Here is a 22,687-nt window from a genome sequence, read left to right as displayed (position 1 = left end):
GTTTCTCAATGGCAATGTCACCATCCAGTCCACTGATCCAGTGATTTTAGATTCAAATATTCAACTTGGCTACCGATGGAACAAATCATTTTCAACAGGTATGGGTCTTCTACTTAGAGAGCAATTGAATGATCGTGATTCTGCGGCGTTGACCGGCGATGCACATGGATTCAGCCTCTTCGCAAACTATGATATTTTGAAGGGCTTTTTCCTGTATACTGAATATCAATTAGTAAAAAACAAATCCCTATTTCAGGAGTCAAGTGTGCCGGCTTATTGGCAATATGCTGCTTTGGCAGGTGTTGGCCGTCGGTTTAGTATCTCAGCAAAAGTAAGTTTGAGTATTTCCCTACTCTATGACTTCAACTATAAGAATAATGATTTGAATTCGCGTCCATTGACACCACGTGTAGGGTATCAGGTGAGTTTCTAGTGTTTCGAATTAGACGGATTAAAACAGGAATTTGAAATGTTCCATCCATTGGTATAAACTAATTTTGAAGCATGCCAACAATACTATTAGCAGACGGTTATCGGTTTTACTTCTACATGAATGAGCACCTACCCATCGAAATTGTTGTTAAGAATTACGATCACTTAATTGAAAAATGGCATGAAACCTTCGATTAGTCCAGACACAAAAGCATATTTAAAATCACTGGAAAACAAGCCAGATGAGCCAGATTATCACTACAATGAACTGGATGCGATAGATCAATTGATTTTTAGGGAGGGATTACGGATTAAAGCAATCTGGTTCGATGAGGACCTTGATCTGATTGTAGTTCTGTTGAATAATAAAAGGCTTATCCAACAACCCATCTCGGATTTTAAGCGTCTAAAAAATGCTACGCCCGATCAACTCAGGAATTATGAAAATGATGGCATTGGTATCCATTGGCCTGATGTAGATGAAGACTTGAGTTTACGAGGCTTTTTGAAATACGAGCTAGCTCATATGGGACAAAAAGTAATCTTGACCTATCAATTCATGACAGAATCAGAAATGAACGTATTGAAGCTGGATTAAGAATAACACATTGACCAGCGTCCCGCCAACAGTCGCTCGGGTGTCCCGAGTGACGTAAAGTGACCCATCCATCAACGTGTACCTCATCACTATTTTGATAGTGGCAGCTTTGCTATTCCCCTGGAATTATAGATACTCCAGAGTCATCTTCCTATACATCATTTGGAAACCTGACATCCGTTTAAAGGCCTGATTATTGTATATTCAAGCCTGTGAATCAAAAGCTTTCTTTTGGACTACTGATCGGATGCCTGGCCATCTTGCTCGTCAATCATTTTCTGATTGATTGGGAAAGCCTGTCCAGAAATCGTGCGCTCCGAAGCATTGAGGATATTGTCACCGCCCAGCATCAGGATCTTCTTGACTGGCAGAAAGGCAATTCAGACAATGAATCATTCAGGAAGCGAACAGTGTGCAGGGGCAGGCTGGAGGAGTGGAGCGACAACCGACCCTTCGTATCCAACCTGACGAGTGATACCATGCAGGTCATCACCAATGAGCAGGGCGTGTTTCTCGTTCAAAAAATATCGGAGGATAACTGCGTTTACATCTCCTGCCATCAGCTGCTCGAGCGCTACTCCATCACAAACCAGTACTTAAATGACAGAAAAAGTGTATTTCTCAATGAAGAGGTGATCTCTATTTCTACCACTTCAGGTAGATATTCTTTCAAGGATTTATTGTTTTTTGATGTGGAAGGGATGCCCAGTATCTGGCTGGATACCGTAGTTTCACTGGTCATCATTTTGGTGTTGTTTGCAGGGTTTTGGCGCTTTAGCCAGGTAAGCCTCAGTTCTTACTGGAAGGCGACTGTTGTTCTGCTATTCATCAGGTACCTGAGCCTTCAGTTTGATGCTTTTCCACTTCTGTTTCGATATGACTTCTTCGACCCCATACAATACATCTCTTCGGTGGTAAATCCCACACTAGGAGATCTTTTCATCAACTGTGTAATGCTGAATTTGCTAATCATTTCCTCAGCCAGGTACATTCAGGAATTGCGGAAGTCCAAACGGGGAGTAGCGATCATAAGTACGATCAACACTGTCCTTTCCGGTATCGTTTTGCATGTTGCGTGGAGCATCATCAGCAACTCTCAACTGTCGCTCGATGTAAGCCAGTCCATCCACTTCGGTTCGCTTCGCTTTATCGCCTACCTGTGCATTTTGCTGGCCAGCACCGGGTATTTCTATTTTACCTACCTCACCCTCAAACTCATTCGTAGAAGCGGATCCATATTTCCTGCGATTACAGGTTCATTAGTAGCAGCATTGATCATGGGAGTGTTGGATTTGCTCTCAGTTACATTTAGTGTAGTCCATATCTCGATGCTCCTGATTTCCTTCCGATATCGGTGGGGCAAATCCTTCAAAGAATTCTCTTATACCAATCTCTTGTTTATCCTCATTGTCAGCCTCGGCATTTCCACGGTGCTGGCCTTTTGTATTTACAAGTATGAAGAAGGAGCAGAGCTTGATGCCAAGAAGAAATTCGCAAACTACCTGCTACTGAAGCGGGATGTGCTGGGTGAGTACTACCTGGACCAAACCGTGAAGAAGCTGTCTGCTGATGAGAACCTGGCGCTGGTGGCAAGCGAACGAAGCAGGAGGGTACTCGAAGATCGAATCAAAAGTGAGTTTTTGACGCCCTACTTCAATAAGTATGATCTGGAGATCGTCTTTCAGGATTATCAGAAACTGAGGCTCAATACCCGATTTACACGAGAATACAGCCTGCTCACCCCGGCTAATCAGTCGGATTATGAAAACATCTACTTCATCGATGAAGGCACCAACTTCAAATACATCTGTAAGGTGAATGTGGGTGATCTGGTAGGTTTGATTATCCTTCAGATCAAGAAACGTGTGCCTACCAGCGTATACCCGGCTTTGCTTACCGACAACAAATACTTCTCAGCTACCAATGACTTTGATTATGCTGTTTTTGCTGGGGATGACATCCTGTTTCATCGCAGCAAATTTGGGCAGGGAGAGTGGCCACAGCACGAAGACTTTGAACGAGAGGAATTATATGATAAAGGAATTGAGAAAAACGGACGGCACTATTTTGGAGTAAAGACCAAGGATGGCAGGACGATACTCATTATTTCTAAAAAGTATGATGCACGGGCCAGGGTCACCAACTTCTCCTTCTTTTTCCTCCTCCTGCTGCTCTCTTTCGGGCTATTTAGCGTGATCAGTTCCATGATTGAGCATCGACTCAAACTAAATTTTACCGGAAAAATCCAACTTTACCTGGGGATGGCGTTCGTGATTCCCTTACTCATCGCTGGGTTCGCGCTTTTAAATACACTAAACACCTCCTACAGGGAAGAAATCAACCGAAGCTATCTGAAGCAGGCACTCTACATTTCTGAGATACTTTCTACGGATATTGAAGAAGTGAACGGCGAGATGGGCGCATATCGCCTGGTAGAAATCAGCAACTACATCCAATCCGATTTGAGTTTTTACAATGAATCTGGCTATCTGGTGGCCACCAGCCAACCCGAGATTTTCAATCTGAACCTGCAGGGAAACCTCATAAACCCAATCGTATTTGAGGAGCTGGTGGTAAAGGAAAATCAAAGCATCATTGCTGAAGAATCCGTTGGTAGCCTAGACTACAAAGTGTGCTATGCAGTGGTAAACACCATCGACAACCAGGTGGCCGGCTTCATTGCCATGCCTTTCTTTGATTCCAAAAACCACCTGCTGAGGCAGCAGATTGAAGTTTTTGGTAATCTCATCACGATATTCGGCTTCATCTTCATCATTGCTATTGCTTTTGGAAATGCGCTGCTAAACAACCTCCTGCATCCCCTTCGGATGGTTGCTTCAAAGATCAGACAAGTAACCTTGCAAGAAGTCAACAAGCCTATTGAGTATGAGTCCTCGGATGAGATCGGGTCGCTCGTGAAGGATTACAATCAAATGTTGGTGAAGCTGGAGGACAGCAAGCTGGCCCTTGCTAAAAGCCAAAAGGAAACAGCCTGGAAGGAAATTGCCAGGCAGGTGGCGCATGAGATTAAGAATCCGCTGACACCAATGCAGCTAAAAATTCAGCAGATGCTTAGGAAGCATAGTGCGGAATCGAAAGAGTATGAAACGCTGAGCTCGTTGCTCACTCAGGTGGACACGCTGAGTCAGATTGCAGAGTCCTTTTCTGCCTTTGCCGAGATGCCTGCTCCCAACAATTCCATCTTCGATTTCGGCAAGCTTACCAAGGAAGTAGTGGAGCTTTATCGTGCGGAGGATGTTTCTGTTTCCACTCACATTGAAACAGATATTTCAATTGAGGCCGATAAGGATATTTTCCGCAGAATCCTCAACAACATTGTACTGAATGCAATCCAGTCTGTGGAGGAGAAAAAGGCGGAAATTCAGATAACATTGCAACAGCGATCCGGTAAAGCCATCTTATCTGTGAAAGACAATGGCAAAGGGGTGCCTTCGGAATTAAGGGATAAGATATTCCTGAACTATTTTAGTACTAAATCAACGGGTAGCGGTATCGGGCTGGCATTGGCCAAAAAAGGAATTGAAAATGCGGGAGGCAATATATGGTTTGAATCAAAGCAGGAGGAAGGCACTACGTTTTTCATTTCCATGCCTTTGGTTGATCCTACTCATCATTAATCCCAATCCAACTGCTGCGCAAAATCTGAAGTGCAAAACGATCTCCTCCAATCGGGCAGTTCTCCTTGATTCGTTGCTCATTGAGCCGGGCTCTATTCAAACGAGTTTTCCTTATTCATGGAATGATTCTACAAATACCATCTCGGTGAATTCAGAAGCCTTGGAAGTGGAAGTCTGCTACAGGGTCATCTCATCGTTTTTGACACAGCCTGTGCGGAACAGAGACCTGGCCATCTACGACGATTCCCGAAATAATCGACTGGTACCTATCGCGAACACTACTGTAGAGAAGGAAGAGCTTTTTGATTTTGGAGGGGTGCAGAAGTATGGAGCAATTTCACGTGGAGTTTCTTTCGGTAATCGTCAGAGCCTGTTTGTAAACTCAACGCTAAACCTCCAAATGGAGGGTAAGCTTGACGAAAACCTCAATATTTCAGCTGTGATCACAGATCAGAATGTGCCCTATCAGCCGGAAGGAAACACCCAGCAGATTCGGGACTTTGATAACGTTTTTATTAAGCTCTACAACGACAAGTTTGACGTGACTGCCGGGGATATTGTACTTCAGCAACCGGCCAATGCCGGCTATTTCCTACGGTACTTTAAAAACGTGCAAGGGCTTCAGGCCAGCTTCCGGGGCTCCTCTGGCAAGTGGAAACATGAATCCAGGGTTTCAGGCGCACTTTCAAAGGGTAAGTTCAACTCCGCCCTGATCCCGGCTGTTGATGGACTGTCCGGCCCGTATAAGCTCAGGGGGCCAAATGGTGAGCGATTTATCATCGTGCTGGCCAATTCGGAGAAGGTATTCATCGATGGAAAACTGATGGAGCGGGGATTTGACAGGGATTATGTCATCGACTATAACCTGGGGGAGATCACATTCAATAATCACATCGTCATCACCCAATTCACCATCATCCGAGTAGATTTTGAATATGCGGAACAATTTTATAGCCGCTCTAACCTTTCCGCCTATCAATCGGTTTCCAATGAGAAAGTGAAGATTTTTACCAACTACTACCGTGAGCGGGATAACCCCAACACCACCTTCGGATTCAATCTTGGTGAAGATGATCTCACTCAGCTAAGAAACATTGGTGATAGCATTGATCAGGCCTTTGTGACCGGATTTGATTCGGTACAGTTCTCGGAAAACAGGGTGCTTTACGAACGAAGGGACACGGTGGATCTGGATGGGAGCCCCCAGTCTATTTTTATCTACTCTACTGATCCCCAGGCGGAGCTGTTTAGTCCCACCTTTTCGGATGTGGGGGCGGGAAATGGCGACTATGTCCTCACGCAAACAACTGCCAATGGAAGAATTTATGAGTGGGTGTCCCCGACGGGAGGAGCCAGACAGGGGAATTACCAGCCCGGTGCATTCATCCCACTCCCAAATAGCAGGCAGATGGTTACGGTTGGTACGGAGGTGAAATTGTCATCGTTCGAATCTGTAAAAACCGAAGTGGCCTTTTCCAACACCGATCAAAACCTTTATTCACAGGTACAAGACGATGACAACATAAGCCGGGGGTATTTTGCAACCGTGCAGACCTCCGGCCGATCCGCCTTCATCGATGGCTATGAGTGGGTAGGAGCCATATCCGTGGAGTATGATGAAGAGGATTTTACCTTTATAGATCGCTATCGTGCGATCCTCTTTGACCGTGACTGGAATTATACGCCCTCGAATGCGGAGAACACCGAAGACTTGATTGTATTCCTGAATGGAGGATTAAGAAAGGACGATCTTAACCGCTTCGAGATTGCTGTAAACCGACGGAAAAGGGCCTCCTTCATCGATGGCTGGCAACAGCAACTGGATTTTAATCAGGAGTTTTCCAATTTTCGGTTGATCTCTTCTCACTTTCATCTTTCCAACGATCAACAGTCACGCAAGACCAGATGGGTGAGATCAAAGTCAGACCTGAGCTATCGAAAATGGAAGGTAGCACCTGGCTACATCTTTGAGGTAGATGAAAATGCTGTGATGCAGGGCGATAGTGTGGTGAGTACGCTGATGAATTACCGTGCCCATGAAATGTATCTGGCCAGCACGGATTCGGCCAAATCGACCTATCGGATTGGATACCAGGTCCGGCAGGATCGGCTCCCGGTGAATGGTGAGCTGGAGGATTACCTCTTTTCGAAAAACCTGCGCGCTTCCTACACCAGAAATGGAGAAAAGGGAAGTGTAACCGGTGATTTTAATTATCGCCGTGTGGAGGACAAGCTTGGCCTGAACCTGGGTCAGGATGAGGTGATCAATGGCCGGGTCAACTGGATTCAGTCGATGCTGAAGAACAACGTGCGATCCAACTTCTCATTCTCTACGGGAAACAGTCGTGAGCTTCGCCGCGAGTTTGTTTACCTACCGGTGAGCACCGGCGAAGGCACCCACACCTGGCGGGATCTCAATGGGGACGGAGTGCAAGACCTGAATGAATTTTTCGAGGCGATCAATCCGGATGAACGAAACTATGTGAAGATATTTACCCCGACAGACGATTACATCACCTCCTTTCAGACCTTTTACCTGCATACGATCGATGCACGGTTTCCGGTGAGTTGGAGAGGGCAGGGAGGTATGCGGAGCATGCTCTATAAGTTTTCTACCAACATCAATTTTAATGTCAACTTCAAGACTACTTCCGATTCGTACGCCGATCGGTTGAATCCATTTCAGGTGAGCCTTGATGATACAGATCTGGTTTCGACACAGGATGGGAAGCGATACACGCTGTTTTTCAATAGAAACGGGAGAGGATTTGCCGGTGACTTCACGTATCAGACGTCAGACAATAAGCAGCTGCTCGTTCAGGGCTTTGAAACGAGGGAAAAAGCGGAGTGGATATCCAATGCCAAGGTGGATTTGAGTTCAGAATATACGTTTCGAATCACTACCACGCTGGGTAACCTACTGAACCAATCGGATTACCTCGATTCCCGAAATTTTGAGATCATCACGAATGCGTACCGTCCACAATTGATATGGCAGCCCACCAATGTGCTTCGGCTGATTGGAAGCTTTGAAAGAAAGACCCGAAGAAATGAATTTACAGAGTCCAGCTCGGAGGCAGCCACCTCGCAGGTGTACATGACCGAACTCACCTGGAATCAGGCGGGGAAGGGCTCTTTGCGAGGAGCGTTTTCCATCGTGAAGATTGATTTTGAAGGCGATCCGGCTTCTTACCTGGGCTATTTGCTGCTGGATGCGCTGCAGCCCGGCACCAACCAAACCTGGCAGCTCAACTGGCAGCAGAAGATATCTAAGAGCATGCAGCTATCACTGCTCTACAATGGACGAAAGTCTGAGGATGTTCCGGCTATCCATACCGGAAGTGTGCAGGTAACGGCTTATTTTTAATTACTTCCCTTTCACCATTTTCATCAGTCGTCCGGCGAAAACAAAGTCGTTTAGCTCCTGCACATCCGAATCTCCGATTTCATCACTTGATCCGGTCCACAGAATGCGCCCCTGGTGCATAAAATTTACTTTGTCCCCAATCTCCAGCACGGAGTTCATGTCATGGGAAACGACCACCGTGGTGATGTTATACTCATCGGTAATGTCCTTGATCAGGTTATCAATTTTGATAGACGTTTGGGGATCAAGCCCTGAGTTGGGCTCGTCGCAAAACAGATAGTTAGGCTTGGTCACAATGGCACGCGCAATCCCCACCCGCTTTTTCATTCCTCCCGAGATCTCCGATGGCATTTTACTATTCACATTTTCCAGCCCCACACGCTCCAGGCAAAAATTCACCCGATCGAGCTTTTCTTCCTGAGATTGTTTGGTGAGTACATTGAGTGGAAACATCACATTTTGCTCCACCGTAAGGCTGTCGAACAAAGCCCCTCCCTGAAAAAGCATGCCCATTTCCCTTCGCACCTCCGTCTGCACTTCCTTGGTGGCATTGGCAAAGCTCCTTCCATTAAACTCCACTTTACCTTCTTCCGGCTGGATCAACCCAACGATGCACTTGAGCAACACACTCTTTCCGGTACCACTCGCTCCGATGATCATGTTGGTCTTACCCGTCTCAAAGATCACATTGATGTCAAAGAGAATCTGGTTTCCGCTAAAAGATTTGGATACGTTCTTAACCTCAATCATGGTGTCAATAATGGGGCTAGTAAGTAAGCTAATAAATAATCGGCGGCAAGAATGGCAATACAGCTGCTCGTAACGGCATTTGTGCTTGACTGGCCAACTTCCAGCGCACCTCCGGTGGTAAAGAAGCCCTTATATGAACTGATCGCCGCAACAAGGAATCCAAACACCACCGCCTTGATCAGCGCAAAAGTGACCTGGAAGGAATTGAAATCCATCTGGATGCCCAGTATATAATCGTTTCCAGAAATCACCCCTGTGATCTGGGCAGTGAGATAGCCACCATAGATGGACACAAAGCCCGCCATAATAACCAACACCGGAAACATCAAAACAGAGGCAAGGATTTTTGGAAGCACAAGGTAGGAAGTAGCATTGATGCCCATCACCTCCAGCGCATCTACCTGCTCGGTGATTTTCATGGTGCCCAGTTCCCCGGCTATATTAGAGCCTACCTTTCCGGCATAAACAATAGCCGTAATGGTTGGGGCAAGCTCAAGCAAAGTCATGTCCCGTACCACCAGAGCAATCACCGGATCGGCAATAAGCGGGGAGATAAGGTTGTAAGCCGTTTGAACAGTGGTTACAGCGCCCATAAACGCCGATACAATGACGACAATAAAGACGGAGTTGTACCCCACTTTTATACTTTCATCCACAACCCGTGTAACATAGGTGCGGAATGACTCTCTTCTGACAAAAATTTGCCCAATAAAGATGATGAATTTCCCTAAACTCTTCATGAAGCTGCGTGCGCTAAGATTGTTAGCTTTGTCAAACATAACACCTTAAGGTATAACCAGAAAAAATACACATGAATAATTCAGAGAGATTGGTGGTAATCACGGGCGGAACCAAGGGAATTGGCAGGGCTGTGGTAGAGCGATTTGTGGCAGACGGCTTTCCGGTGGCTACCTGTGCCAGAAATGAGCACGACCTGTCGGTATTGCGGAAGACAATAAACGATGAGTATGATCAGTTGATCCATACCTATGCGGCTGACCTTTCTACGAAAGAGGGGGCAAAGGATTTCATTGATTTCGTTCGCATGATTGGTCAGCCGGTAGAGGTGCTGATTAATAATACCGGGGTTTTTATCCCGGGCATGGTGCACCAGGAAGAGGACGGGGTGCTGGAAAAAATGATCAATACCAACCTGTACAGTGCATACCATGTAACCAGGGGAATAATCCCGCAGATGAAAAAAGACCGAAGTGGGCATATTTTTAATCTCTGCTCGGTAGCCAGCCTGAAGGCCTATCCCAATGGTGGCAGCTACAGCATCTCCAAGTTTGCCTTGTATGGATTCTCACAGGCATTGAGGGAAGAATTGAAGGAGTTTGATATACGAGTGACTTCTATTTTGGCAGGAGCGGTGAAGACCCCCAGTTGGGACGGGGTGGATGTGCCAGAGGAACGATTCATGAAACCGGAAGACATTGCCGAAACCATCCACGCCACTTATCGGTTGAGTGAACGTACGGTGGTGGAAGATATCGTGCTTAGGCCACAACTAGGAGATATATGATTCAGAAATATTGCAATAGCCTTACCCAATATTCAAGGAGAAAATCCAGAGAAGTATTCATTGGAGATGTGCCACTGGGGGGAAACAACCCCATCCGGGTGCAGTCCATGACCACTGTTGACACAATGGATACGATGGGGTCTGTAGAGCAGACCCTTCGCATGGTGGAGGCTGGTTGTGAATATGTGAGGATTACTGCTCCTAGCATTAAAGAGGCACAAAATCTGGAGAATATCAAGAATGAACTGCGGAAGCGAGGCTGCAATGTGCCGTTGGTGGCAGACATTCATTTTACCCCAAACGCTGCTGAGCTGGCAGCTACCATCGTAGAGAAGGTGCGGGTAAATCCCGGCAATTATGCCGACAAAAAGAAATTTGAGCAGATCGAATATACAGACCAGGCATATGCCAGCGAGCTGAAGCGAATCGAAGATAAATTTTCTCCGCTGGTAGAGATATGCAAAAAGCACGGAACAGCCATGCGTATCGGAACCAACCATGGTTCCCTTTCAGATCGGATCATGAGTAGATATGGAGACACTCCGCTGGGCATGGTAGAGTCGGCCCTGGAGTTTATCCGAATCTGCGAAGCGATGGACTATAAAGACCTGGTAATCTCTATGAAGAGCAGCAACCCGCAGGTGATGGTGCAGGCGTACCGTTTGCTCGTGAGCAAGCTGGACGAAGAAGGATTGGAGCCATACCCGCTGCACCTGGGAGTGACCGAGGCAGGAGAGGCGGAAGATGGTCGGATCAAATCGGCTGTGGGGATCGGGACATTGCTGGAAGACGGGCTGGGAGATACTGTGCGAGTGTCCCTGACCGAAGCACCGGAAGTGGAAGCGCCGGTAGCACAAATCATGGTAGATCGTCTTTTGAAAAAGCAAGATCAACAACCCATCAAACCGATAGAAAGCTATGCAATAAATCCGTTCGAGTATCATAGAAGAAGTACGAAGGAAGTCTACAATTTTGGTCATGAAAACGTGCCTCGGGTGATTGCTGATTTCTCCAAAGTGGAGCGGGTAGTCATGAAAGATTTGAAAGCGATTGGGCATACGTATCTCCCGGAACTGGACAAGTGGGGGATGAATGACCTGGGTGCGGACTTCATCTACACGGGGAGCAATCCACTGGATTTTATGCTGCCAAACGGACTAAAAGAGGTGATGGATTACCACGTTTGGGAAAACTACAGTGATATGGTAAATAAATTCCCTTACATCACTGATTTAGAAAATGTTAAGCATTTTCATGATAAGCTAAACTTCATAGAAGCAGATACCGATCATCACAACCAAACAATCTTTGGTTTTCTGGAAAAAACGGCCAATACGGTGCTTATACTGCATTCCGGGCAGGCACATGCCACGGCAAGCATCCGCAGGTTCGTAGTGGAGCTGATGAACCGAAATATCGCTGTGCCGGTGGTGCTGAAACAGGACTACCCGACCCTCTCGGAAGATGAGCTGATGATCCACGCCTCCACGGATGCCGGCACTTTGCTGATTGATGGAATCGGAGATGGGCTGATGCTCTCACTGCGACAGACACCTTCGGTAGACGAGCTGAAACTATACAACAACACGGCCTTTGGAATCCTGCAGGCAGCCAGAACCCGGATCACAAAAACGGAGTACATCTCGTGCCCTTCGTGCGGACGAACCCTCTTCGATTTACAGGAGACCACTGCGATGATCCGCAAGCGAACCGACCACCTGAAAGGGGTGAAGATCGGAATCATGGGCTGTATCGTGAACGGCCCGGGAGAGATGGCCGATGCGGACTTTGGGTATGTCGGTTCAGGCAAAGGAAAGATCACCCTTTACAAAGGACAGGAAGTGGTGAAGCGCGGTGTTCCATTTGAGAAGGCGCTCGACGAACTTATCGAGCTGATCAAAGAGCACGGCAAGTGGGTAGAACCGGAAGGAGTGGAGGTTTAAGGTTCAAAATAATTTCAACTTTAAATCTTCGTCAAAGCTCAATTCAACAACCTGATAGCGTTGATCTTGTGTTTTTTGTGGTATCACGGTAATGCTTCCTGTTTTGGTTGGAAAAGTGGAGGACAAATGAGATTCTGTGATAACTGGTTTTAGGCCAAATTCCTCAAACAGCTCTGTTAATTTGTTTGATCCTTCTATTTTGATATTTTCAAAGCCATCTACTTTGTTTTGATGTTTAAAGAGATTTTCCAGACTGGTATGTTCACTATGGTAAATGATGAAAAAGATGTGATGATATTCTGATTCATCAGGAAATGTCACATAGGTCCATGAAGCATCTTTAGAAATCTCATACTTGACCGAAAGGCGTATCAATGCCACTTCAATGCTATCAAGACTTAAACCGGATAAAGCAAGGTATGCTCCTTTTATCCCAGCGTTAAGCAAGGATTGATAATTCCTTGCCATTTCGTCTTTTGGTTCGCCAACTATGGACATCAACTCAATGGAACTTTGATTTTGAAATTTGATGTGTGCGTTGGTTAGGCCATTATCATGTAGTCTACCCTTTTTAACCGAGAATCCCATTTTTCCATATTCATCAATAGCTTCATCGAGGTTTGGCACTACAGTAATCACGTGATCAATTCGAAGCTCCTGACCAGAAGTTGTTATGGATTGACTGATAGCGATGGTTAGACAAAAACAGGTTTTTAGAGTGGAAATAAGATTCACCGTACAAACAGTTTAAGCCTTCTTCACAAACTCCGATTTTAGTGCCATCGACCCAAATCCATCAATCTTGCAGTCTATGTTGTGATCTCCGTCTGTGAGGCGGATGTTTTTCACTTTAGTGCCGGCTTTTACCGGTTTGGGTGCGCCTTTTACGGGTAGGTCCTTGATCACCACCACTGAGTCGCCATCCTGCAGCACGTTTCCGTTTGCATCTTTCACCACATTGCCATCTTCAGCAGGGGTTTCATTCGGGTTCCACTCATGGCCACATTCCGGGCACATCAATAGGTTGTCGGTCGGGTAGGCGTAAGGGGATTTGCAGTTGGGGCAGGGAGGTATCTCAGTCATGCGGTAAAAGTAGTGAAAAGCATGCCGGATTTATTTAGGCATCTTTTTCTTATTGTAACGCGAATTCGGGATAAGAACTGTCAATTTCGTTTAAAAATGACATAAATAATCTCCTCTCTGGAGGAGGAAGAGGTGGGTTAGTATAAAGCCGGTCATTTTTGAACGAAATTTATAAAATACAATTTCTTCCGACCCACCCCAAACCCCTCCGAGGAGGGGATTAAGGCTTTTTTTTATCTTATCCCGAACTACCGTTATTGCAAGATCCCGGCACAGGGGTGAGAGTTATTCATCCCTCATTCTCCACCTTGAATTTCATTAGGCTGCCAATCTGCTTAGCTCGATTGATCGCTTCTTCGGCAGTTGGCCCATCGAAGTGAGTGCGTACAGTCTTTTCCCACAGCTCCAGCCATCGCTCAAAGTGTTGAGCTTCCAGCTTCTTCTGTTTGTTGAGTTGGATGTGTTTAGTCATAGGATTGCCCTTGTATACGAAGTGATCCAGTAGGATGGTCTCCCAGAAATCATACATGACAGGAATGTGTACTTCCCAGTCCAACCGCACCACTTCGGTAAAAAACACCCCGATGATGTCATCCACGATTACCTGCTCGTAGAACCTGTCTACGAGCAGTTCGATATCCTGTCTGGTGGTAATGTCAGGCATAAATTTGATAACAGGAATATGGCATAAAAAAATCCACCCCGAAGAGTGGATTTACATCAACTAACCCAAAGTCATATTTAACCTAATATTATGAAGAGATTAGTCGTTGATATTAATGGTCCAGGTGATATCAATGTCCGTTTCTCCGTCTGCTGCTGTGGAAGTAGCCGACTTGATGTCTGGCTGGTGTTTGAGAATCACCCTGAAATCTCCATTGCTTGAAGCAACATCTGAAGTAGTCCAGGTAGTGGAAAGACCCACCGGATTGCCGTCACCATCCTGATCATTATAATTCACAGCATCCGCACGATTGTCTCTGTTTCCATTTCCGGCCGGATCACTGAAAATGTCGGTAGTGAATGAGAAGAAAAACATGTGTTCATCATCTTCTTCTTCGATTTCCCCGGTGATATCCTCGCCTTCTTCTGTGTTTTCAATGGTGATGGCAAGCTCGTAAGTCGTATTGACCTCCAATTCAATATCAGTAGTTTCAAAATCCAATACACCCTCACCATCCGGGTCTGTTGCTGTAGCTACTATAGCCGCTCCGCCACCCTGAGGAGTGAAGGTAAGGGTTACTAGGTCAATCACTTCTTCTTCATTTTCGGCTGCAGGTGCATCATCATCGCCACAGCTTGATAATAGTCCACCTGAGATAATTAGTCCTGTTAAAAAATGCGTTTTGAGATTCTTCATATAAATGTTTAGTTTATGCAATACTATTGCAATTATATAGCTTGGTTTTAATAAATGCAACAATGTTGTAAGTATTAAAATGAATAGCTCAGAAATATTTTGAAGTTTGTGCCCAGGTCATCGGCGAAATACCGGTACTGATCCGTATACCTGCGGTAGGAGGTGTTAAGGAGGTTATCCCCGGTTAGCTTGACTATGAAATCATTCCTGTCATATTGAATGGAAGCATTCAGCAGAAAAAAGGAGGCGGGTGGTGCTAAAAAATCAAAGATTACAGCCTGATCAAAAGTCACATTTTCACTATCCAGAAACTGTGCGGCATCAATGACCGGTGGGGCATGATTCTGTCTGGCGGTCCAACTGGGATTCAAAAGAAAAGTGAAATTTCCCATCCTCCTCGAAACCTCTACCTGAATGTTGAAAGGAGGAATCCCAATAAAAGGTTGATCATTTCGGATGTCCTCAGCATACACGTAGGAAGCTTTCAACTCAGCTTCCGTTTGATCATTCCATTTTTTTCGGATGTCCAGGTCTGCTCCATAGTAAAGGGCAGTCGTCTGATCATAAAGGAAATAGGGGAATGCACCACGCACGGTATTGGTGATTCCGTATGGACGGATGAAAAAATAATTATTGATTCGATTGATGTAAGGGGTAAACTCCAACTCGAATGTAGTTTTTTGAAGATGGAGAGTTGAAATCCATTTGATGCCCTGCTCGTTTTCAGTGGCTTTTGTGAAAATGGAAGAAGTGCTGATTCCACCAGGCGGCAAATTGTACCTCCAGATGCCGTACTCATACCTGATCTGGTGCCTTCCAAAACTGAAAAGTTCACCGATATTCGGCGAGCGCCAGGCCGTCCCGATATTTGTTCTGATCGAAAGCTTTTCATTGAACTGGTGGATCAGACCGGCAGTGAAAGTAAAGTTCTGATAGTTACGGTTGTCCCGATAGATATCATTGCTAGAATCCCGACCTCTCACATTCATATTCAAAAAATCATACCGGATCCCTGCCTCATAGGTGGTATTTCCTCTGGTCAGTGATTCCACGCCAAACACCCCAATACTGGAGTTGTTGTAATTGGGTACAAAAGGAATCGTATTCGTTCCCGGAATGTTGTCATTATCCTGATAGAATGCCTGAAAACCAAACGTACCAGCAAAATTTCCTCGGCTCGGATGATCCCAGTCCACATCCAGGGTGTGGGTTTTCAGGAGCAGGTCTATTGCAGGTCTGTCATTATTAGTACCTCTTCGCACGTCAAACTCACGTCGCTCGTTTCGCTGATAGGCATATTGCACATCAAACTGCTGTTCCCCAACGAAAATGGCGAATTTCAATTTGAAGAGATCGTGGACAGTTTCCTGCCTTGGGGTATTGATGTCATAGGAGAAATGATCCTGTGTTTCATTGGGCACGGTAGCTCCGATGGCATTGGCCAGGTCGGTGAGGTTTCCATTGATCGATCCCCTCAGCAATCCCAGTTCCTGCTGAAAGTGGCTGGCATAGAAATCAACATCAATCCATGAGAAGTGGTGCTTCGATGAAAGGGAATACCCAAATTCTTCTTTTCCTGTATTCGTTAGGAAATAATCCGGTGCTTTGAGGTCGCCCTGTTTGGTGCCATTGATACTTACCTGCCATGCATGTCGTTCATATCCCTGCTTCACACTTAGCTCAGTGCTAATGGATCGGCCATTGGTTTGATAGCCCATCCCAACACCTCCTGAAATAGGCTGGTTATAGGCAGGCTGTGGGGCGTCAAACAAAATAACTCCACCCAGGGCATTTGGTCCATACCTTACGGTTGAGGCACCTTTTATCAGTTGAATTCGGTCAACCTGAGAGGGGTCTATTTCCGGGGCGTGCTCATTTCCCCACGCCTGATAGGCATGTCTTACGCCATTGTTGATGATTAACACCCTGTTGGAATGAAGGCCGTGAACAATCGGTTTTACTACATTCTGGCCCGTTTTAAGGGTACTTACACCGGAAGATTTGGCCAGTAGATCTGCTGCTGTTGATCCGCTTCTATCTGAAGCATTGATGGAAATATTTTTTGGCTCAAGTGTCTTTAATTCATGTGCGTTCAGTTTTTCTTCCACAACCACACTTTCCAGCATTGTCTCATCTGATGCCATATAGATAACAGGAGAGGAGTGGTGAAAATCATGGTGATGGATCGCCGTTTTGTATCCAAGGAACCGTACCTCCAGATCAACCTCATCGTCACATACATTTTTGATGGTAAAATGACCGGATTCATCACTTACTGCCCCGATTTGAGTGTTTTTGATGCTAACTGTGGCAAAGGGCAATGGCTCGTTAGTGTCAATATCCAGCACCTGGCCTGTGATCTCCCGATCACAGGCATTTTGGGCAAAACCCAGGCTGAAAAAGATCAGCGCTAAAAAGCATATCCCCAGCTTCATATTAGGCGCATCTGGCACATGTGCCATCCACAATTAGATTGACACCATCAATTTTGTATCCTGTAGGTACAGACACCTGAGGCACAGCCTTGTCGTCCAGGCACTCAATCTGCCCACAGTTGTTGCACTTGAAATGAATGTGATTGTGTGTATGATGGTCAGGAGAGCAGGTATCATGACATAACCCATAGGTTGCAGTGCCGCTTTCGTTAGGGATTCGGTGCAGAATGCCGGAATCAAGAAAGCTATTGAGTGTTCGATAAAGTGTTACACGATCATATTTATCAAATCTACTTTCTAAATCTCCCTGGGAGAGCGCATTCTTTTCATCCAGAAAATACTGCATCACATCCAGCCGGCAATCAGTAATTCTCAGACTATGATTTTTGAGGATTTGTTTAAGGTTTTCCTGCATGAAGCAAATATAGTTTATGCAACTCAATTGCATTAATTAAAAAGGAAACACTTTCTTTAAGTTTGTGGTTTCAATTGATATATGGAAAATCAAGAGCAGAGTGAGAAGAAAGAAAAAGTCAATTACTTTGACTTCACAGAGGTGTTGACCTATTTCTTCAGAAAAAAAGATCCCAATCGACCAAAAAGCTTCAACCTGAAGGCCATGCACACGATCAATAAGATCTCTATCCTGATGTTTCTGGGAGCAGTGATCGTGATGATTGTGAGAGCCATCTCAAGGGCTTGATTTACAATTTTGTCATTTCGACGAAGGAGAAATCTTCAATATTAGGAGGTGAATATTCCAAACCCGTTCGAAATTAAGTAAACCGATTACTCTAAGTAATCGGTTTGCTATTTTAGCCGCATGAGAAAGTCATTTGTAATCATTCTTTTCTTGAGTGTGGCAGCAGTTTTTGCTCAGGATTCTAACCCGATCATTACTGACAGACCCACACAATCAGCGGCCTCAACTGTGGTTCCACTCGGAACAGCCATCGTTGAATACGGGTTTATTCATGAATCTGCAGGAGATTTTTCTACTACCACATTTGCGAATCTACATGCAAGGGTAGGATTACTAAAGTATGCCGAGCTGCGGATCACACAAAACATCCAGCAGGTAAAAAATGATGCTACTGATACAAAGTTGAGCGGGCTGTCACCCATCACACTAGGTGCGAAGGTTCACCTGATAACTGAGAGGGGAGCCATGCCCCAGACTAGCATCATCGGTCAGATGACATTGGAAAATGGGAATGAGGCTTTCCGACCTTCGAAACCTGTACCTGAGGTTCGATTGAATTTCTCGAACACACTAGGAGAGTTTTGGTCGCTGGGATACAATGTGGGGATGCAGTTTCCTGAGAATAATACAATCACCCTTTATACTGCTGTCATTGGTTATTCATTTCTGCCGGGCTGGACGGCCTTTGCTGAACCTTATGGTTTCTTCTATGAAGGTGATTCTGACCATCGATTCAATGCAGGGATTATTTATCTGGTAAAGAATAATTTTCAGGTGGACATTTCTGCCGGAGTTGGCCTATCTGATATCTCGCCGGATTCTTTTATTGGATTGGGAGCAGCTATTGGGTTTTAATTCCTTGCCAGACTCCAGTTCAATCCGATGTAGATCTCCCTTCCGTGAATGGGGGAGTAAGCGTAAGCCGTATCAAAGCTATCGCTAAATCCCAGGTTGGCATTCGGGTCATTGGTGCCCGTCAAGGGTGACCAGGCCTGCACATAATCAAACAGGTTTTGGATGCCTCCGTAGAGGGAAAGTCCATTGGTGAAGTCTTTGGCAATTTGTAGATTATGTATGGCAAAAGTGGAAGAGGAGGTTGGTCGTGGGTTCGGAAGGGGATCTCCATTTTCATCCAGATCATAAACTTCAGGGAGGGCCATAGGTCCGGTCAGCCTTGCAGTATATGCAAAAGTCATTTTCCAGGGTTTATGCTGATAGTTACTGGTTAAAATGCCTGTCCATTTCGGGGCAAATTCTATCCTTCTCGTTTCTCCATTTTCAGTCTCTGATACATCCTGAATATTGAATCCAAGATTAAACGCGAGGGGAAAGGTCATTTCCTGTTGCAGGTTGATGCCGATTCCTTTGCTTACTGCAAATCCATCTGTGTTGGCATATCGGATTTCATTTTCTACTTCGTAATCAGGTGTTATTTTATTGGTAAAGTGTGTGTAAAAGGCATCAATATCAATCATACCCTGACTTGCTCCAATGGTGTATACATGATTTAAGTTGAGGGAGAGATTATAAGATTCCTCGGGCTGCAGGTTTTCTTCGATGACAACCTCACGCTGACCGGTCACAAACGCATGATCTTCTGTGAAAAGATTTACTATCCGGAAGCCCGTTCCAAAATTGGATCGGAGGGTGGTCCATTCTCCAGCTTTATATTTCACGCTAAGACGTGGAGAGAAGATTGCGCCATGATCTTCATAATGGTCTAGCCTTGCTCCAGTGAGAGTGGTCAGGCTTTCAGATATTTTCCATTCATCTTGTACAAATAGACCGGGAATGTATTGCTGGCTATGTCCTGATCCATTCTGTTGAGTGGCAATTGTATTGTCATCATAGGTCTGATACCTTGAGGTGATGCCGGATGTAAGATCATGCGAATTCAGTGACTTGTTCCAGATAAGATTCGTGAATAAAATCTGCTGCTCGGCTCGATAATATGCATTTCCATAGTAGCTATCCTGATCATGGGTGCTAATAGAATAGTCAACTTTGATATGCTCTGAAACGGGGAGTTCATACGTGCCAAAGATTTCGAATCGGTGCGTGTAGATGCTTTCGCCATAGACGCTAGAACTTCCCCGTAGCTCCCGGTAGTTTCGATCCTGCAGGAATTCTTCCACACCATTTCTTCGATCTTCATAGTAATACTTACCGGAGATGGAGAATTTCTTTCCTGAGGGTCGGTAAATGTCCCACTTTGAAAAGAGGGAGACCCGATCGAGATTGATGTTGTCACCAAACCCATCTCCATTGCGGTCATCAAAGTCGTTGATGTAGGCATAGTTTAGCCCAATGAATCCGTTGCTTTTGCCAATTCTAGGCGCCAGGGAAAAGTTACCAAAGGACTCGTAATGTGATGTTCCCATCACATCAGCAGAGAATAGAGGCTGAGTCGACGGATCTTTTGTAATGATGTTGATCACGCCAGCTACCGCTTCTGATCCATATAGGGTGGAACTTGGTCCCTTAATGACCTCAAACCGATCGATGATCATGCTTGGAATTCCATTGAGCCCATAGACAGAAGCGAGGTTGCCGTAAATAGGAGAGCCATCCATCAGAATGGCTGTGTAAGGGCCAGGAAGCCCATTGATAGAAATACTGTTTGTGAAGCAGACCCCACAAGCGACCACTTCCTGCACACCGTTGACTAGCGAAATTCCTTCCACCACACTGGTAGCAGCAGCAGGAATGTAGGTATTCAAATGTTTGGAGGTAATCACATCGATCTTTACTGGAGAGGCAGAGACGAAGGTGGGCTGCATTGTGCCGGTTACTACTACTTCATCCATGGTGAGGGTACTTTCCTTCAATTGAACATTGAAAGGATTTTTTGATGGAACCTCAATAGACTCTTTGTGAATTTTGAAACCTACTGAACGCACCTCTAACTCATAATTACCTTTTGGGATACCTGATAGCTCAAATTGCCCATTCACGTCAGTAATAGTACCAAATTCAGTTTTTAGCAATCTCACTGTAGCTCCCGGAAAGCCTTCACCAGTTACTGTCACTTTACCGGAGATGGTTTGACCTGAAAGTAGGGATGGAAGTATTAATAGTATGAGTATTAACCTCATTCAGTCTTATTTTATTAAGCAAAACTAAATATTAGTTTATATAAAATAAAATTTTAGATTAGTCTAAAATTAAATGGGATTGATTTTCTTGAATTAGATTTATCAGATGCACATTGAAGAATTTCGTGATTATTGTTTGGCTAAACCCGGCACTACTGAGCATACTCCTTTTGGACCTGACACGCTGGTGTTTAAAGTCATGGGCAAAATGTATGCACTCACAGGGATTGAATCCTTTGAATTTATCAATCTCAAATGTGATCCTGAGTACGCGATCGAACTTCGTGAAAAGTTTGATGGTTCAATACGTCCGGGCTATCATATGAACAAGCACCAGTGGAACTCTGTCTACACAGATGGGGGTGTTCCGGATGATTTAATAAGGCAGCTCATTGATGATAGTTATAATCTTATTGTTGAAAAATTGCCTAAGAAGTCGAAAGAAGAACTAATACAGTTGAGTAATGAGCATTGAAATACAATGTGAAGAAACCGAATCAAAAGGCGCCTACTTCGTGGAGGTAGATGGAGAGCGGGTTGCTGAGATGACCTACTCAAAGGCGGGTGTCGATCGTATCATTATCGATCATACTGAGGTGGATGATTCCATGCGGGGTACCGGACTTGGTAAGAAAATGGTGGAGCAAGCCGTAGAAGATGCCCGAAGAAAAGGGATTAGCATTGTTCCCCTGTGCCCGTTTGCCAGATCAGTTTTTGATAGGAATGAAAACTTGAGAGACGTTTTATAAAGCATAGCATCCCCTTTTTGACATAAGTCAATTCCAACATTATCATACATCATAATGTAAGTGGTTCATAGTCAGTAGGTTTATTTATGTAATCCAAGTAAACCCTGATATTATGAAAACGCAAGAAAAATTCCGGCCCCCGCCAAGCTTGGACAATGGAGCGATCAATGAGCTTGTCCATACAAATCATAAGATTCACAAGAAGAATAGAGCGTTTGATACCTATGAGGAGCTCCTTCAAATCAAAAGAATAAAAGCCAAAAATGATTTAGCACTCAGACCTATGTTTTTCAATCTGGGAATGGTTTTGAGTATCCTGATGGCAATTGTAGCTATAAACTGGAAGGTGTATGATGACGGTGAACTGGTAGACCTGGGTCAATTGGAGACAGATGTGAACGAGATCATCGAAATTCCCATAAGCAATCAGCCACCTCCGCCACCTCCAAAACAGGAAGTTTTCAAGATCGCCGAAGTTAAGGATACAGAAATAGTGGAAGAGCTTGAAATTACACTGGATGTTGATATTACGGCAGATGAAAGTCTGGAAGAGATTGTGTTTACCGAGCCAGTAGAAGAAGAGGAAAAGGTGGATGAAATCTTTGTCATTGTAGAACAAGAACCTAAGCCTCAGGGAGGTTTGGAAGCCTTTTATAACTATTTGGCTAGAGAACTTCGCTATCCACCTGCTGCCACTCGTCTCGGAATAAGCGGTACAGTCTACATTCAGTTTGTTATTGAAAAAGACGGTACAATTACCAACGTGAAAGTGGCTAAAGGAATTGGGGCGGGCTGTGATGAGGAGGCAATTCGAGTAATTGAAAATGCACCGGATTGGATTCCCGGGAAGCAGCGAGGCGTACTTGTGAGGGTAAAAAAAGTAATTCCAATTAGGTTCGCTTTAGAAAAGGAGTAAAAGTTTGAGATGCATAGGTTCTAAGTATGCCAGCAAAAATTCCTATTTTGCACAAAATCCCTATCATGCGTTTCTTAATCATTTTATGCATTT

At 45.0% G+C, this 22,687-nt stretch carries 21 protein-coding genes; 12 read left to right on the top strand and 9 right to left on the bottom strand.

Annotation, left to right across the window (positions count from 1 at the left end):
- The 5 genes from RLN88_RS12360 to RLN88_RS12340 all read left to right on the top strand — a co-directional run.
- On the top strand, positions 1-433 hold a 433-nt coding region (locus tag RLN88_RS12360), incomplete at its 5' end, for a hypothetical protein (protein WP_350221715.1).
- 71 nt (positions 434-504) lie between these two features.
- Positions 505-630 (top strand): hypothetical protein, encoded by a 126-nt coding sequence (locus tag RLN88_RS12355; RefSeq protein WP_350221714.1) that lies wholly within the window; start codon positions 505-507, stop codon positions 628-630.
- The gene (locus RLN88_RS12350) at positions 614-1,030 is read left to right on the top strand and encodes a DUF2442 domain-containing protein (protein WP_350221713.1); all 417 of its coding nucleotides are present in this window, start codon (positions 614-616) and stop codon (positions 1,028-1,030) included. Before RLN88_RS12355 ends, RLN88_RS12350 begins: the two co-directional genes overlap by 17 nt.
- Positions 1,031-1,242: 212 nt before the next feature.
- A complete protein-coding gene (locus tag RLN88_RS12345; RefSeq protein ID WP_350221712.1) occupies positions 1,243-4,668 on the top strand; it encodes a sensor histidine kinase in 3,426 nt (1,141 codons plus the stop codon).
- Positions 4,577-8,035 carry a DUF8818 domain-containing protein gene (locus tag RLN88_RS12340; protein WP_350221711.1) on the top strand — a complete coding sequence of 1,153 codons (3,459 nt, stop codon included), beginning with the start codon at positions 4,577-4,579 and terminating at the stop codon, positions 8,033-8,035. Before RLN88_RS12345 ends, RLN88_RS12340 begins: the two co-directional genes overlap by 92 nt.
- Here the strand turns inward: RLN88_RS12340 and RLN88_RS12335 are convergent, their stop codons facing one another.
- Complete coding sequence (locus tag RLN88_RS12335) at positions 8,036-8,785, bottom strand: ABC transporter ATP-binding protein (RefSeq protein WP_350221710.1); 750 nt, start codon at positions 8,783-8,785, stop codon at positions 8,036-8,038.
- On the bottom strand, positions 8,782-9,525 hold the full coding sequence (locus RLN88_RS12330; RefSeq protein WP_350221720.1) for an MlaE family ABC transporter permease: 744 nt from the start codon (positions 9,523-9,525) through the stop codon (positions 8,782-8,784). The genes RLN88_RS12335 and RLN88_RS12330 overlap by 4 nt, the downstream gene beginning before the upstream one ends.
- Positions 9,526-9,596: 71 nt before the next feature.
- Between RLN88_RS12330 and RLN88_RS12325 the strand changes: the two genes are divergently transcribed.
- The gene (locus RLN88_RS12325) at positions 9,597-10,310 is read left to right on the top strand and encodes an SDR family oxidoreductase (RefSeq protein WP_350221709.1); all 714 of its coding nucleotides are present in this window, start codon (positions 9,597-9,599) and stop codon (positions 10,308-10,310) included.
- Positions 10,307-12,253, top strand: coding sequence for a (E)-4-hydroxy-3-methylbut-2-enyl-diphosphate synthase (gene ispG / locus RLN88_RS12320; protein ID WP_350221708.1), 1,947 nt, complete (start codon positions 10,307-10,309; stop codon positions 12,251-12,253). Before RLN88_RS12325 ends, ispG begins: the two co-directional genes overlap by 4 nt.
- 3 nt (positions 12,254-12,256) lie before the next feature.
- Here ispG and RLN88_RS12315 read toward each other — a convergent pair whose 3' ends face one another.
- The 6 genes from RLN88_RS12315 to RLN88_RS12290 form a co-directional block, all read right to left on the bottom strand.
- Positions 12,257-12,988: a VOC family protein gene (locus RLN88_RS12315; protein WP_350221707.1), complete on the bottom strand. Its 732-nt coding sequence runs from the start codon at positions 12,986-12,988 to the stop codon at positions 12,257-12,259.
- 12 nt (positions 12,989-13,000) lie between these two features.
- Positions 13,001-13,336: a zinc ribbon domain-containing protein YjdM gene (locus tag RLN88_RS12310; protein ID WP_350221706.1), complete on the bottom strand. Its 336-nt coding sequence runs from the start codon at positions 13,334-13,336 to the stop codon at positions 13,001-13,003.
- A 289-nt stretch (positions 13,337-13,625) separates the two neighbouring features.
- Positions 13,626-14,000, bottom strand: a complete 375-nt coding sequence (locus tag RLN88_RS12305) for a group III truncated hemoglobin (RefSeq protein ID WP_350221705.1) — start codon at positions 13,998-14,000, stop codon at positions 13,626-13,628.
- 99 nt (positions 14,001-14,099) lie between these two features.
- On the bottom strand, positions 14,100-14,696 hold the full coding sequence (locus RLN88_RS12300; protein WP_350221704.1) for a hypothetical protein: 597 nt from the start codon (positions 14,694-14,696) through the stop codon (positions 14,100-14,102).
- 74 nt (positions 14,697-14,770) lie between these two features.
- Positions 14,771-17,158 carry a TonB-dependent receptor gene (locus tag RLN88_RS12295; RefSeq protein WP_350221703.1) on the bottom strand — a complete coding sequence of 796 codons (2,388 nt, stop codon included), beginning with the start codon at positions 17,156-17,158 and terminating at the stop codon, positions 14,771-14,773.
- The gene (locus RLN88_RS12290; RefSeq protein WP_350221702.1) at positions 17,133-17,546 is read right to left on the bottom strand and encodes a Fur family transcriptional regulator; all 414 of its coding nucleotides are present in this window, start codon (positions 17,544-17,546) and stop codon (positions 17,133-17,135) included. Before RLN88_RS12290 ends, RLN88_RS12295 begins: the two co-directional genes overlap by 26 nt.
- Positions 17,547-17,627: 81 nt before the next feature.
- Between RLN88_RS12290 and RLN88_RS12285 the strand changes: the two genes are divergently transcribed.
- Positions 17,628-17,834, top strand: a complete 207-nt coding sequence (locus tag RLN88_RS12285) for a DUF6728 family protein (protein WP_350221701.1) — start codon at positions 17,628-17,630, stop codon at positions 17,832-17,834.
- Positions 17,835-17,954: 120 nt separating this feature from the next.
- Positions 17,955-18,689 (top strand): transporter, encoded by a 735-nt coding sequence (locus RLN88_RS12280; RefSeq protein ID WP_350221700.1) that lies wholly within the window; start codon positions 17,955-17,957, stop codon positions 18,687-18,689.
- On the opposite strand, the gene RLN88_RS12275 is transcribed toward RLN88_RS12280, so the two are convergent.
- Positions 18,686-20,929 carry a TonB-dependent receptor gene (locus RLN88_RS12275; RefSeq protein ID WP_350221699.1) on the bottom strand — a complete coding sequence of 748 codons (2,244 nt, stop codon included), beginning with the start codon at positions 20,927-20,929 and terminating at the stop codon, positions 18,686-18,688. The genes RLN88_RS12280 and RLN88_RS12275 overlap by 4 nt on opposite strands.
- A gap of 106 nt (positions 20,930-21,035) precedes the next feature.
- Between RLN88_RS12275 and RLN88_RS12270 the strand changes: the two genes are divergently transcribed.
- From RLN88_RS12270 to RLN88_RS12260, 3 genes are all read left to right on the top strand, one after another.
- Entirely contained in the window at positions 21,036-21,404 is a 369-nt protein-coding gene (locus tag RLN88_RS12270; RefSeq protein WP_350221698.1) for an MmcQ/YjbR family DNA-binding protein, read from the top strand.
- Positions 21,394-21,678 carry a GNAT family N-acetyltransferase gene (locus tag RLN88_RS12265; RefSeq protein ID WP_350221697.1) on the top strand — a complete coding sequence of 95 codons (285 nt, stop codon included), beginning with the start codon at positions 21,394-21,396 and terminating at the stop codon, positions 21,676-21,678. Before RLN88_RS12270 ends, RLN88_RS12265 begins: the two co-directional genes overlap by 11 nt.
- Positions 21,679-21,790: 112 nt before the next feature.
- Entirely contained in the window at positions 21,791-22,594 is an 804-nt protein-coding gene (locus tag RLN88_RS12260) for an energy transducer TonB (protein ID WP_350221696.1), read from the top strand.
- Positions 22,595-22,687: the final 93 nt, after the last annotated feature.

Origin of the sequence: Ekhidna sp. (assembly GCF_040223195.1) — a bacterium.
Lineage (GTDB): Bacteria > Bacteroidota > Bacteroidia > Cytophagales > Cyclobacteriaceae > Ekhidna.
The sequence above is the reverse complement of the archived record's forward strand: the minus strand, read 5'-3'. Positions and strand labels throughout refer to the sequence as shown.

What these genes read in the sequence shown, in the direction of transcription:
- RLN88_RS12310 (WP_350221706.1), bottom strand. Translation starts at nt 13,336, where the DNA reads ATGACTGAGATACCTCCCTGCCCCAACTGCAAATCCCCTTACGCCTAC.
- RLN88_RS12290 (WP_350221702.1), bottom strand. Translation starts at nt 17,546, where the DNA reads ATGCAGGAAAACCTTAAACAAATCCTCAAAAATCATAGTCTGAGAATT.
- RLN88_RS12275 (WP_350221699.1), bottom strand. Translation starts at nt 20,929, where the DNA reads ATGAGGTTAATACTCATACTATTAATACTTCCATCCCTACTTTCAGGT.
- ispG (WP_350221708.1), top strand. Translation starts at nt 10,307, where the DNA reads ATGATTCAGAAATATTGCAATAGCCTTACCCAATATTCAAGGAGAAAA.
- RLN88_RS12270 (WP_350221698.1), top strand. Translation starts at nt 21,036, where the DNA reads ATGCACATTGAAGAATTTCGTGATTATTGTTTGGCTAAACCCGGCACT.
- RLN88_RS12280 (WP_350221700.1), top strand. Translation starts at nt 17,955, where the DNA reads ATGAGAAAGTCATTTGTAATCATTCTTTTCTTGAGTGTGGCAGCAGTT.
- RLN88_RS12260 (WP_350221696.1), top strand. Translation starts at nt 21,791, where the DNA reads ATGAAAACGCAAGAAAAATTCCGGCCCCCGCCAAGCTTGGACAATGGA.
- RLN88_RS12330 (WP_350221720.1), bottom strand. Translation starts at nt 9,525, where the DNA reads ATGAAGAGTTTAGGGAAATTCATCATCTTTATTGGGCAAATTTTTGTC.
- RLN88_RS12295 (WP_350221703.1), bottom strand. Translation starts at nt 17,158, where the DNA reads ATGGCACATGTGCCAGATGCGCCTAATATGAAGCTGGGGATATGCTTT.
- RLN88_RS12335 (WP_350221710.1), bottom strand. Translation starts at nt 8,785, where the DNA reads ATGATTGAGGTTAAGAACGTATCCAAATCTTTTAGCGGAAACCAGATT.
- RLN88_RS12300 (WP_350221704.1), bottom strand. Translation starts at nt 14,696, where the DNA reads ATGAAGAATCTCAAAACGCATTTTTTAACAGGACTAATTATCTCAGGT.
- RLN88_RS12340 (WP_350221711.1), top strand. Translation starts at nt 4,577, where the DNA reads ATGCGGGAGGCAATATATGGTTTGAATCAAAGCAGGAGGAAGGCACTA.
- RLN88_RS12285 (WP_350221701.1), top strand. Translation starts at nt 17,628, where the DNA reads ATGGAAAATCAAGAGCAGAGTGAGAAGAAAGAAAAAGTCAATTACTTT.
- RLN88_RS12350 (WP_350221713.1), top strand. Translation starts at nt 614, where the DNA reads ATGAAACCTTCGATTAGTCCAGACACAAAAGCATATTTAAAATCACTG.
- RLN88_RS12355 (WP_350221714.1), top strand. Translation starts at nt 505, where the DNA reads ATGCCAACAATACTATTAGCAGACGGTTATCGGTTTTACTTCTACATG.
- RLN88_RS12325 (WP_350221709.1), top strand. Translation starts at nt 9,597, where the DNA reads ATGAATAATTCAGAGAGATTGGTGGTAATCACGGGCGGAACCAAGGGA.
- RLN88_RS12305 (WP_350221705.1), bottom strand. Translation starts at nt 14,000, where the DNA reads ATGCCTGACATTACCACCAGACAGGATATCGAACTGCTCGTAGACAGG.
- RLN88_RS12265 (WP_350221697.1), top strand. Translation starts at nt 21,394, where the DNA reads ATGAGCATTGAAATACAATGTGAAGAAACCGAATCAAAAGGCGCCTAC.